The organism is Vreelandella azerica, assembly GCF_013112225.1.
GTDB classification, from domain to species: domain Bacteria; phylum Pseudomonadota; class Gammaproteobacteria; order Pseudomonadales; family Halomonadaceae; genus Vreelandella; species Vreelandella azerica.
Window position 1 is genome coordinate 722,367 of record NZ_JABFHI010000001.1, and the last position, 11,830, is coordinate 734,196.

The 11,830-nt window shown below is 57.0% G+C and carries 6 protein-coding genes and 5 pseudogenes; 3 read left to right on the forward strand and 8 right to left on the reverse strand.

The genetic code is table 11. The features are described 5' to 3' along the window. Positions 1-5 precede the first annotated feature (5 nt). The 6 genes and pseudogenes from prmA to ppa form a co-directional block, all read right to left on the reverse strand. Positions 6-919 (reverse strand): annotated as a pseudogene (prmA, locus tag HLB35_RS03455) (50S ribosomal protein L11 methyltransferase). A gap of 131 nt (positions 920-1,050) precedes the next feature. Beyond that, positions 1,051-2,409 carry an acetyl-CoA carboxylase biotin carboxylase subunit gene (gene accC / locus HLB35_RS03460; protein ID WP_171701604.1) on the reverse strand — a complete coding sequence of 453 codons (1,359 nt, stop codon included), beginning with the start codon at positions 2,407-2,409 and terminating at the stop codon, positions 1,051-1,053. Positions 2,410-2,440: 31 nt separating this feature from the next. Next, positions 2,441-2,911 carry an acetyl-CoA carboxylase biotin carboxyl carrier protein gene (accB, locus tag HLB35_RS03465; RefSeq protein ID WP_171701483.1) on the reverse strand — a complete coding sequence of 157 codons (471 nt, stop codon included), beginning with the start codon at positions 2,909-2,911 and terminating at the stop codon, positions 2,441-2,443. 321 nt (positions 2,912-3,232) lie between these two features. Continuing rightward, positions 3,233-3,913 (reverse strand): thioredoxin family protein, encoded by a 681-nt coding sequence (locus tag HLB35_RS19090; protein ID WP_479694261.1) that lies wholly within the window; start codon positions 3,911-3,913, stop codon positions 3,233-3,235. Continuing rightward, a pseudogene (dsbD, locus tag HLB35_RS19095) lies at positions 3,902-5,244 on the reverse strand (protein-disulfide reductase DsbD); the annotation flags it as partial. The pseudogene dsbD and the gene HLB35_RS19090, both read right to left, overlap by 12 nt. Positions 5,245-5,363: 119 nt before the next feature. Continuing rightward, positions 5,364-5,894 (reverse strand): inorganic diphosphatase, encoded by a 531-nt coding sequence (gene ppa / locus HLB35_RS03475; RefSeq protein ID WP_171701484.1) that lies wholly within the window; start codon positions 5,892-5,894, stop codon positions 5,364-5,366. A gap of 211 nt (positions 5,895-6,105) precedes the next feature. Between ppa and HLB35_RS03480 the strand changes: the two are divergent. Further along, a pseudogene (locus HLB35_RS03480) lies at positions 6,106-7,812 on the forward strand (bifunctional protein-serine/threonine kinase/phosphatase). A gap of 96 nt (positions 7,813-7,908) precedes the next feature. Here the strand turns inward: HLB35_RS03480 and HLB35_RS03485 are convergent. Then, positions 7,909-9,167 (reverse strand): annotated as a pseudogene (locus HLB35_RS03485) (6-phosphofructokinase). Positions 9,168-9,321: 154 nt separating this feature from the next. Beyond that, positions 9,322-9,993, reverse strand: a complete 672-nt coding sequence (gene rnt, locus HLB35_RS03490) for a ribonuclease T (protein ID WP_171701485.1) — start codon at positions 9,991-9,993, stop codon at positions 9,322-9,324. A 218-nt stretch (positions 9,994-10,211) separates the two neighbouring features. Here rnt and HLB35_RS03495 point away from each other — a divergent pair. Both HLB35_RS03495 and HLB35_RS03500 read left to right on the forward strand, forming a co-directional pair. Further along, a pseudogene (locus HLB35_RS03495) lies at positions 10,212-11,430 on the forward strand (argininosuccinate synthase). Positions 11,431-11,487: 57 nt separating this feature from the next. Then, positions 11,488-11,823 (forward strand): HlyU family transcriptional regulator, encoded by a 336-nt coding sequence (locus tag HLB35_RS03500; RefSeq protein ID WP_171701486.1) that lies wholly within the window; start codon positions 11,488-11,490, stop codon positions 11,821-11,823. Positions 11,824-11,830 lie beyond the last annotated feature (7 nt).

Sequence of the window (11,830 nt, forward strand, 5' to 3'; positions counted from 1 at the left end):
CCCACTCAACCGAAAGAGCGTTGACCTGTCAGCCTGACCCAGCCTTCGCGCAGGGTGGGTTCGTCCATCAGCAAGCCCTGGGCCTGATAGGCGTCGCGTACCTCTTCCGCCTGATTGGCCAAAATGCCGGAGAGGGCAATACGCCCACCAGGCGCCACATGGCTGGCAATCATTTCAGCCAGTTCGACCAGCGGGCCAGCCAGGATATTGGCCGTTACCAGGGGGTAATCACCCGCCGGCAGTTGCTCTGGATAATAAAGCGCCAGCTGTGTCTCTTCTATGGCGTTACGCTGGGCATTTCACGGCTGGCCTGCAAGGCCTGAGGGTCGATATCAGTCGCATCAGCATGGCCCGCACCCAGTTTCAGAGCGGCAATGGCCAAAATGCCGGAGCCACAGCCTACGTCTAACACCCTGGCCTGGGCCAGTTCACCCTGCACAGCCAAGCCGTCAAGCCACTCAAGGCACAGGGCAGTGGTGGGGTGAGTGCCGGTGCCAAACGCCAGGCCAGGGTCAAGAATCAGATTGACGGCATCCTGTTCGGGCGGCGCATGCCAGCTAGGCACGATCCATAGCCGCTGACCCATCTGCAGTGGCTTGAAGTCTTCCATCCACTCGCGTTCCCAGTCACGGTCGGCAAGCAATTCATAGCTGATAGCCGGGCAGGGCTCTTCCGGATAATGTTCAGCCCAGGCGGCCTGCAGGCGTTCAAGCATGGCATCAATGCCTTCCAGATCATCATACAGGCCTGTCAGGATAGTATCCTGCCACAGCGGCGTTGTGCCGCGCTCCGGTTCAAATACAGGGTCGTCGTGGGCATCATGCAGGGCGGTGGCGGTCGCTCCTTCATCCACCAGCAGGTCTTCGAGTAATTCTGCCTGTTCGGGCGCTACATGAGCGCTGAGTTGTAGCCAGGGCATTGAGGGTCTCCACGCAGCGGGGAATGCTAGGGGATTCAGCAGCGGCTCGCTGTCTTGTCAGCGTTATCATGGCTGAAAAGGTGGGCGGCATGCTGGGAAAGAAAACGGGGCAGCCTTGGCCACCCCGCTGGTCAGCGTCCGGTGTTGCAATCAGGAGCTGAGCTTTTTTCCAGGTAATGAATATTGACGCCGCCCTGGCGGAAATAGCTATCGCGCACCAGATCCTTCTGCAGGTCGATATTGGTCTTGATACCTTCCACCAGCAGTTCATCCAGGGCATTGCGCATGCGCGTCAAGGCAATATCACGATCTGCGCCCCAGGTGATCAGCTTGCCGATCAGCGAATCGTAGTGGGGCGGTACGGTGTAGCCCGTATACAGATGCGAATCCATACGCACGCCCAGGCCACCCGGTGAGTGGTAGAGAGATACCTTGCCAGGCGATGGCATGAAGGTACGTGAATCTTCAGCGTTGATCCGGCACTCAAAGGCATGGCCGCTCACCTTGACATCATCCTGGGTGATCGAGAGGGGATGCCCGGAAGCAATCAGCAGCTGCTCCTTGACGATATCCACGCCGGTGACCATCTCTGTGACGGGGTGCTCAACCTGAACGCGGGTATTCATCTCGATAAAGAAGAAGTCACCATCCTCATACAGGAATTCAAAAGTACCCGCGCCGCGATAGTTGATCGTCAGGCAAGCCTGACGGCAGGCCTCCAGTACCCTGGCGCGGGATTCTGGATCAATGTCGGGGGCCGGGGCTTCTTCCAGAACCTTCTGATGACGGCGCTGCAATGAGCAATCGCGGTCATACAGATGGATGGCGTGGCCCTGACCATCGGCGAGTACCTGAACTTCGACATGACGCGGCTTTTCAAGGAATTTTTCCATGTAAACCGTGCCGTCACCAAAGGAGGAGTGCGCCTCGGTGCGGGTGACGTTGATCGCCGAAAGCAGGTGCGCCTCGGTGTGTACAACGCGCATCCCGCGCCCGCCGCCACCGGCGGCAGCCTTGATGATGACCGGGTAACCAATACGCTTGGCAGTCGCCAGCAGAGTGTCTTCATCATCACCAAGGGGGCCATCTGAGCCAGGTACCGTCGGCACGCCGGCTTTCTTCATCGCCTCAATGGCGCAGACCTTGTCACCCATCAGGCGGATGGTGTCAGCGCGTGGCCCGATAAAGGTAAAGCCAGAGCGCTCAACCTGTTCAGCAAAATTGGCGTTTTCGGAAAGAAAACCATAGCCCGGGTGAATCGCGCTGCAGTCGGTGACTTCTGCGGCGCTGATCAGGGCGGGGATATTGAGATAGGATTGCGCTGAAGATGCCGGGCCAATGCAGACCGCTTCGTCGGCCAGGCGCACATGCATCAGTTCGCGGTCAGCTTTGGAGTGCACTGCCACGGTCTTGATGCCCAGTTCTTTACAAGCGCGCAGAATACGCAGGGCAATTTCGCCGCGATTGGCGATGAGTACCTTGTCCAGCATGGGGAAGTCCACCCGTGTCAGAAAGAGGGGATCAAGCGATGGAAAGCATGGGCTGATCAAACTCAACCGGCTCACCGTCCTCGACAAGAATGGCTTCGATGACGCCATCGCGATCAGCTTCGATCTGATTCATCATCTTCATGGCTTCAACGATACAGATAGTATCGCCTTTCTTGACGCTGTCGCCGATTTCAACGAATGACTTGGAACCCGGCGCTGGGCTGCGGTAGAAAGTGCCTACCATCGGTGAGTTGACGGTAACACCGCGATAGGTAGACGCGGCGCTTTCCGGCTCAGCCTCGGCCGGGCTGGGGCTGGCTGCTGCCGGTGCAGGGGCTTGTGGAGCCTGAGGCGCATATTGGGGCATCGGGTAAGAAGCCATAGGGATGCCGTTAGGATGTCGACTGATGCGAACCGATTCTTCACCTTCCTGAATCTCGATCTCGCTGATGTCGGATTCTTCCAATAGCTCGATCAGTTTCTTGACTTTACGGATATCCATTGACTTGTCCTACACTCGAAATATGAAAAATATGGCCTTGCTCAGCCTGATGGTAGACGCGCAACACAACGCTTTGAATCAGGCAGATAAGGCGTAGTAAACCGGGATCAAAAATCGCCATAAACCGGCACGTTGATGAATCTTGCTTGAGAGTCGGTCAATTTATGCGACAGTTTTGATCTTGATGACCGCAAAGTTTGCCGAAAAACGACGCCATTGTCCAGCAACGCCAGCCCCAACCAGTAAAGGTCGCTTCTACCTGAACGTTTGATGATCTTACCGCCATATACCCTGAGTGACAGGCGTTTAAGGGCAGGTTCTTTAACCTGCCAGCCAGCGGTTCAGCTCGCCCAGGTGCTGAGACAGCTGAGCAGCACTGACCTCACCCTGAATGCGCGCATCGACAACTTCTTCTCCTTGGTTGAAAAACAGCAGGCTGGGCGGGCCGAACAGGCCAAAATGTTCAAGCAGTTCACGGCTGCGCTGATCCGTCTGGGTAACATCGGCCTTGATCAGTACATAGTCGTTTAAGGCAGAAGCCACTGCAGGTGTCGGGTAGACCTCACGTTCCAACTGCTTACAGGAAATGCACCAATCGGCGGTGAAGTGAACAAACACTGGTTTGCTTTGGGCGTCCGCCTGGCTGATCGCGTTTTCGAGAGCGGCCAGGCTGTTGACGTTCTGGAAGGCCAGGGTTGGCTGCTCAGTGCTGCCTGAAGAAGCGCTGGAGGACACTTGCAGCGGACGCAGCGGGTTGCTACCCCCTTGAGCGGCGCCAATGACCAGCGCAAGGCCCCAGGCAAGCAGCAGGATGCCCAACGCCTGGCGCGCACGCCCCCAGCCCTGCGGCTGATTAAAGTTGAGCGCACCCAGTGCCAATGCAGTGCCGATCGCCAGAGCAGCCCATAGCAGCAGCGCCACTGATGCGGGCACCAGGCGCTCAACCATCCAGATCGCAACGCCGAGCAAAAGCAGGCCAAAGGCAATTTTGACGCCTTCCATCCAGCCGCCCGAACGGGGCAACAAGGTGGCACCAAAAGTACCTACCAGCAGTAGCGGTAGCCCCATGCCCATGCCCAGGGCAAACAGGACTGCGCCCCCAGCCAGGCGTCTCCGGTGGAAGAAATAAAGACCATAGCGCCCGCCAGGGGAGCGGTGACGCAGGGCGAAACCACCAGCACGGATAGCGCTCCTGCCACCGCCAGCCCCAGGGGGCCACTGCGCTGGGCGCGGGCCTGCCAGCGGTCAATGCGGCTGGCAAAACGTGGCGATAACTGGAGGTTAAAAGCGCCGAACATGGCCAGGGCAAAGAGGCTGAAAAGGATCGCAAACACAATCAGCACAGGCGCTGATTGCAGGTGTGCCTGAAGATTTAGCCCAGCACCAAACAGCCCCATCAGCACGCCGACCAGCGCATAGGTCAGGGCCATGCCGAGCACATAGCTGGCGGACAGCACAAAGGCGCGCGGCTTGGTCGGGTTCTGGCCGACCACGATAGACGACAGAATCGGGATCATGGGAAGCACGCAGGGCGTAAAGGTCAGCCCTAGCCCGGCAATAAAGAACAGCCCAAGCGCCAGGGGTAGGCTGGCTTCGCTGAGCAGGGTCGTAAAGCGACGGTCATCACTTTGTGCACCGTTGAAACCGTTTGCCCCTTCGTTCGAGCTGACAGCACCTAGGGTGTCAGCAACTTGATTGGCAGCGCTGCCAGTAGCCTGCTGAGATGCGTTTTCCTGGATAGCGCCTTGCTGAGGTTGCCAGTCAGCAAATGCCGCTGGCGCCTGAGACTGAACGGCCTGTAAGGAAACGGTTTCCGGCGGGTAGCAAAGCCCAGCATCGGCACAGCCCTGATACGTCAGGCTGATAGGTAAGGGGCCACCGTGAGGCGTTGCAATGGGTACCTCAAACACCAGTTGGTCGCGAAACACATAAACATCGCCGAGAAACTCGTCGGTGATAAACTGCCCCTCAGGCAGCCGCGGGGCGTTAAGCGTTGTGTTTTCGTCTGTACTTTGAACAGCAAACTGATGGCGATAAAGATAGTAATCTTCAGTGATCTCCATCCCGATATACAGCGTATCGCCATCATGCCAGGCGCTGGGTTGGAAGGCCTCCTGCACAGGCAGGAACTCCCCTGATCGCTGGAGGAAAACCATTGCGCCTGGCTGACCTGGGGCCATAAACCGAGCGTCAGCGCCGTCAGGAGCAGGGCAGTGATAAGAAGTGATAAATGACGAGTAAATGGCACGGAATGTCCTTGAGTCTTGGCGGTCGGTGTCGCTGTGACAGCTTACCCTGGCAAAAACTCCCCGCGCAGGGGCATGCGCCTTCATGACGCGGGGGTTAATCGCTGCTTAATCCGGATCAGAACGCAAACGGGTCGCCTTATGGCGACCCGTTGATACAACCTGTTTTTTCAAACCACAGGCAGCTTTCAGAAAAGCAAACTGCTTCAGGCTTTTTTGTGGGCAGCAAAGGCTTTTTCAATCGCTTTGCGGGCGGCGTCGGCGCCTTCCCAGGATTCCACCTTGACCCACTTGCCTTTTTCGAGATCCTTGTAGTTCTCGAAGAAATGCGCAATCTGCTGGCGCAGCAGCTCAGGCAGATCAGTCACTTCCTGCACATCATCGTACAAGGAGGACAGCTTGGCATGGGGAACGCAGACCAGCTTGGCGTCTTCGCCCGCTTCATCGGTCATGTTGAGAACACCCACCGGGCGAGCACGGATAATGCTGCCTGGTTCTACCGGGTAAGGCGTCACCACCAGTGCGTCAATTGGATCACCATCGTCAGCCAGGGTGTGCGGAATAAACCCATAGTTGGCCGGGTAAAACATTGGGGTAGCCATGAAACGGTCAACCATCAAGGCGCCCATGTCCTTGTCGATTTCGTATTTGACAGGGGAGTGGTTGGCCGGGATTTCAATTGCCACGTAAATGTCGTTGGGCAGATCCTTACCGGCGGGGATGTTATCAAAGTTCATCTTGGTTTCCTTGGTAATACAGAGTCGCGCAGGATTATAACGTCTATAAGACTTAATGTGGGCGATTATACGAATATGGGCGCGCAATTACCAATGCGACCTAGGTTTCTTACACCTAGGTCGGTGGCCTGGGTTTAGGCGTATAAAGATCAGCGGTGTATCATGCGCTTATGAAGATGATGATTCAGGTTAGCCGATCAAGGAGGCGCACTTGGCCAAAGCTCAACTGCTGATAAGTTATGGTCAAGCCTTTGTTGCGCCTGACCGACGCGAACATCGCAGCTCCATGTCAGTGCGCATTCCAGAAGAACCCTTGCTACAGGCCAAGGGCGGCTGTGCGATTATCAGCGATTCAGTGGCGCGCAACAGCCTCGCCAAGCAGGCTGGAGACCTGAGTGTGCGTGGTTTTGGCTGATTACTTCTCAACCCCCGATCATTGGGATACCAAGGTATCCGCTACCCGTGTGCTAAGGGCCTTGAACAGTTGGTGTTACAGTCAAAGCCAGCATGTACGTAATGGTAGCTTTGTTTCGTCGTTATCGGCACTGGTGCTGCGCCACCGTGAAGGGCATCTTTTCCATATGGGTGATACCCTGGTCTTTCGCTTGCGCGGCGCCGAGTTCGAGCAGCTTTCCCGTGATCATGTGACGGATCTGGGCGGTTACCGCTACCCCTCGCGGGCACTCGGCCTGGATGGCAGCCTGGATATTGATTACACCCCGCTGGCGCTGAAACAGGGCGACCTTTTTCTGTTTACCACCCAGGCCGTCGGCGGCACCCTGTTGCCTTCTGATTATGTCCGCCTGATCCGCCAGGACGCCAGCGATCTGGATGCTGCCTGTGAACGCCTGGCCGATGAAGCCAAGGCACGCGCTCAGGAGCGTGGCTATGGGGGAGAGCAATTCTGTTTTCAGCTGGTGCGCATTGATGAGTTGCCGGATGAAGTCAATGATCATCCCGGGCGTATGTATGGCGATTTGCCTATCCCCCTGAGCTTTCGTCCGGCGAGCGTTTTGATGGCTTTGAAATACTCAGTGTGCTGTCGCGCACGGCGCAATCGCGTGTCTACCATGTACGCGATGTGCATAGCCAGCGCGAAATGGTGATGAAGGCGCCAAGCCCAGAGTTATCGCTGCGCAATGCCTATCTGGAGCATTTTCTGCTGCAGCAGTGGGTCGTCGAACGGGTCAATTCCCCCTATGTCGTCAAGGTGATGGAGCCTTCGCGGCCGCGCCGCTACCTGTATTACCTGATGGCTTATGTGGCAGGTGAGACGCTTCAATCCTGGGCGGAACGTCACCCCCAGGCAAGCCTGAACCAGCGGCTTGAAATTGCCAATCAGCTGGGCAAGGCGGTGCAGGCGCTGCATCATCGCGATGTACTCCATCAGCAGATCGCCCCGGAAAATATCCTGATTGACCCCCATGGCAAACTGGTGCTGGCAGATTTCAGCGCCTGCCATGTGCGCGAGGCGGATGGCCACCGTCATTCCGGCGAACTGCTTGCCCAGGTGGGCTATGGCCCCCATACCGCGCCCGAATATGCCTTGGGTGATAGCGTCGGGCGGCGTAGTGATCAATATTCGCTGGCATCGACAACTTACTGGTTGCTGACCGGCCAGCTACCTTATCAGCTAACCCCGGACAAGCTACGCAGCCATACCGATCTGGAAGGGCTTATCTATCGCAGTGCCCGAGCGGCTAACCCGGAAATTTCAGTGGATCTTGACGATGCATTGCGTCGTGCCCTCGACCCACAGCGGGCGCTGAGGTTTCGGCGCATGTCGGAATTCCTGCGTGACTTGCGTTTGCCTTTAGGGCGCGTACGCCGGGAGAATCGCCAGGATTCACGGCGTTTCTGGCAGGGAGTGGCGGGTATTCTGCTGTTGCTGCTGGTGCTTTCCTGGCTGTTGCGTTAGAAACACTGAGTTCTAGACGCTAAGCTTTAAATCAACCGGCCGGGCTAAATGCCCGGCCGTTAGTCTTTGCTATGGTCGCTGAAATAAGCGGCTGCCCTAGAGCGTAAACACCGGCAGAAGTTTTTCGGCCTTAGCCAGCTTGAGTTTGGCTACCTTGGGCAGGCCGTTTTCAAACGGCGGGAAATCCTCGCCCTGAATCAGCGGAGAGAGATAATTGCGGCAGGTCTGGGTAATGGCAAAACCGTCGTCACTGATGAAGTCACGCGGCATGAATTTTTCCTGATTGGCGATATCTTTCAACGGTGCTGAAATCACATCCCACTGATAGGGCGACTCGGCGACGCGGCGAATCGCCGGCATCATGGCGTTTTTACCCGCCAATGCCAGGGTGACCGCTTCTCGACCCACCGCATAGGCCTGTTCAACGTCGGTTTTTGAAGCCAGATGGCGCGCTGCGCGCTGTAGGTAATCGGCCACAGCCCAGTGGTATTTGTAGCCCAGATCCTGCTTGACCATACCCGCCAGAGTAGGAGCTACGCCGCCCAGCTGGCGGTGGCCAAAGGCGTCGGTGTTACCAGCGTCAGCCAGGAAGGTGCCATCTTCATAGCGCGCGCCTTCGGAAACGACAATCACGCAGTAGCCATAATCCTTCACGCATTTATCCACCCGCGCCATTACGGCGGCGCGGTCAAAGGCAATTTCCGGGAAGATGATCAGGTGAGGTGGCTCGCCTTCACCCTCTCCGGCCAGGCCACCGGCAGCGGCGATCCAGCCCGCATGGCGGCCCATAACCTCAAGCACGAATACCTTGGTGGAGGTGGCGCACATCGAGGCGATATCCAGCGAGGCTTCCAGGGTTGAAGTGGCAATATACTTGGCGACACTGCCAAAGCCTGGGCTGTTGTCGGAAATCGGCAGATCATTATCGACGGTCTTGGGCACATGGATGGCGGTCAGTGGGTAGCCGAGTTTTTCGGAAAGCTGAGACACCTTCAGGCAGGTATCGGCGCTGTCGCCGCCACCGTTATAGAAGAAGTAACGAATATCATGGGCCTTGAAGACTTCGATCAGCCGTTCGTACTGGGTACGGTGGGTTTCGATATCCTTGAGCTTGTAACGGCAGGAGCCAAAGGCACCCCCGGCGTATGACGCAAGGCCGTCACGGCCTCTTCACTTTCCTGCGTGACATCAATCAGATCTTCGGTCAGGGCACCGATAATGCCGTTATGGCCGGCGTAGATCTTGTTGATGTGCTCGGGAGCTTCACGGCAGGCTTCAATGACGCCGCAGGCGCTGGCGTTGATGACGGCGGTGACGCCTCCGGACTGGGCATAAAAGGCATTGTGCTGGGCCATGGAAACGCTTTCTCTCCTGAAAGGGGGCTTTGACTGAACTGCATCATGCGCATGAATACCGAGGAAAACGTGGGTTTTCCCAGGCATCTGCTGTCAGCGGTTGACGAAGTTTAGCGTAAAGGGCCTGAGCCTGCATCCGCTCGATACATCTGGCTCAATCCTCATTGTCATCCATGGCCTGTTCGCGCACGGCCAGCTGCCAGCCGCCAAGGTCCTTGTAGCGGTTAACCATGGCGCAGAACAGTTCTGCGGTGCGCTCGGTATCATAGCGGGCCGAATGGGCCGCCTTGTTGTCGAACTCGATACCGGCAGCACGACAGGCGCGGGCGAGAACCGTCTGGCCGTAGACCAGCCCAGCGAGGGTGGCGGTGTCAAAGCTGGAAAATGGATGAAAGGGGTTGCGCTTGATGCCGCAACGGTTGGAGGCGGCGTTCAGAAAGCCATGATCAAAGGCGGCATTGTGGCCTACGAGTATCGCCCGGGTGCAGCCATGTGCCTTGATGGCTTTGCGGATGGGGCGAAAAATTTCCCCCAAGGCTTGCTCTTCGGTCAAGGCGACCTGGCGGCGCAGTGGGTCATCCAGACGAATGCCGGTGAAATCCAGCGCTGACTGCTCGACATTCGCCCCTTCAAACGGGTGGAGGTGATAGGCATAGGTGGCGTCAGGCAGCAGATTACCTTCCGGGTCCATGGTCAGGGTAACGGCCGCAATCTCCAATACCGCATCGCGTTCGGCGTTGAATCCGCCGGTTTCAAGATCCACCACAACCGGTAGATAACTGCGAAAACGCTGGGCCATCAAATCGCGGGCAATTGCCTCGCTCATGCAGCTCTCCTTGGTAGCGAGTCAGTGGTGCTCAGTGCCACTGATAAATGTGTGGTCAGTTACTTTGTTGAGTAGCCGGATTCTATCAGCTTTCATTGACAGTCGTCGCTGCCTGGGTATTCGTTGACTGCACAGAGCGCTATACTCTGTGTTTTGAACGCAACGCCAAGACGCTGCGCTTTTATCAGTAAGTTTTTTTGATCAGCAAGGAGTCAAGAATGTCCGATGTCAAGAAGGTGGTTCTGGCCTATTCCGGCGGCCTGGATACATCTGTCATTGTCAAGTGGTTACAAGAAACCTACCACTGCGAGGTGGTGACCTTTACCGCCGACATCGGCCAAGGTGAGGAAGTCGAGCCTGCCCGGACCAAGGCGCAGGCGCTGGGTGTGAAAGAAATTTATATTGAAGACCTGCGTGAAGAGTTTGTGCGCGACTATGTCTTCCCAATGTTCCGCGCCAATACGATTTACGAAGGCGAATATCTGTTGGGCACCTCTATTGCACGCCCGCTGATTGCCAAGCGGCTGATCGAAATTGCCAACGAAACTGGCGCCGATGCCATTTCCCACGGGGCAACTGGCAAAGGTAACGATCAGGTGCGTTTCGAGCTGGGCGGCTACGCGCTAAAGCCGGGCGTCAAGGTCATTGCACCCTGGCGTGAGTGGGACCTCACTTCCCGTGAAAAGCTGATGGCCTACTGTGAAGAGCATGATATTCCGGTAGATTTTTCCAGCAAGAAGAAAAAATCGCCGTACTCCATGGATGCCAACCTGCTGCATATCTCCTATGAAGGCGGCATTCTCGAAGACCCCTGGGCCGAAGCAGAAGAAGACATGTGGCGTTGGAGCGTGTCTCCCGAGGCCGCACCGGAGACGCCCACTTACGTTGAGCTGACCTTTGATCAGGGCGACATCGTGGCGATTGACGGTCAGGCCATGAAACCCCATGAAGTGCTGGAAACCCTCAACAAGATGGGTGGTGACAACGGTATTGGCCGTCTGGATATCGTTGAGAACCGCTACGTTGGCATGAAGTCGCGGGGCTGTTACGAAACGCCGGGGGCACCATCATGCTGCGCGCCCACCGTGCGATCGAGTCGCTGACCCTGGATCGTGAAGAAGCGCACCTGAAAGACCAGCTGATGCCCAAGTACGCCGAAGTCATCTATAACGGTTACTGGTGGAGCCCGGAGCGTCGCATGCTGCAGGCCGCCATTGACGAAACCCAGAAAAACGTCGGCGGTGTTGTACGCATGAAACTTTATAAAGGTAACGCCACCGTGGTTGGCCGCAAGTCGGACGCATCGCTGTTTGATGAATCGATTGCCACCTTCGAGGACGATGCGGGGGCTTACGACCAAAAGATGCGGAAGGCTTTATCAAGCTGAATGCCCTGCGTCTGCGGATTGCGGCCGGTAAGGGTCGCCAGCAGAGCTAACCAGTCAATGCGTGCGGCAGCAGTGTGCTGCCGCCGCTTGCCATTCAAGGAGTCGGTATGCTGAAAAAGCTGCTTTCAGGCCTGTTCAGTGCAGGTGACGGTGAAGCCAACAGCCGAGCAAAAGCTGCCGAGGCGGTTGAGTATGCGGGCTATCTGATCATATCCGAACCGGATGTGCAGGGCGGTCAGTATCGGGTGAGTGGTGTGATTCAGCAGCGGCTTGACGAGGGTGAACTGCGTGAACACCGCTTTGAACGTTCGGATATGCTGCCAAGCCGTGATGCCTGCGATGAAATGATGGTCACCAAGGCCAAACGTTACATCGAGGAAGTGGGCGACGCCATGTTTGAACCCGACCCCCGCCAGCAAGCGGCGGACGACTCGAGCGCCTGACCCCCTT

Coding starts and splice junctions, on each gene's coding strand:
- rnt (WP_171701485.1), bottom strand. CDS start 9,993: ATGAGCGAGGCAATTGCCCGCGATTTGATGGCCCAGCGTTTTCGCAGT.
- accB (WP_171701483.1), bottom strand. CDS start 2,911: ATGGATATCCGTAAAGTCAAGAAACTGATCGAGCTATTGGAAGAATCC.
- HLB35_RS03500 (WP_171701486.1), top strand. CDS start 11,488: ATGCTGAAAAAGCTGCTTTCAGGCCTGTTCAGTGCAGGTGACGGTGAA.
- HLB35_RS19090 (WP_479694261.1), bottom strand. CDS start 3,913: ATGGAAGGCGTCAAAATTGCCTTTGGCCTGCTTTTGCTCGGCGTTGCG.
- ppa (WP_171701484.1), bottom strand. CDS start 5,894: ATGAACTTTGATAACATCCCCGCCGGTAAGGATCTGCCCAACGACATT.
- accC (WP_171701604.1), bottom strand. CDS start 2,409: ATGCTGGACAAGGTACTCATCGCCAATCGCGGCGAAATTGCCCTGCGT.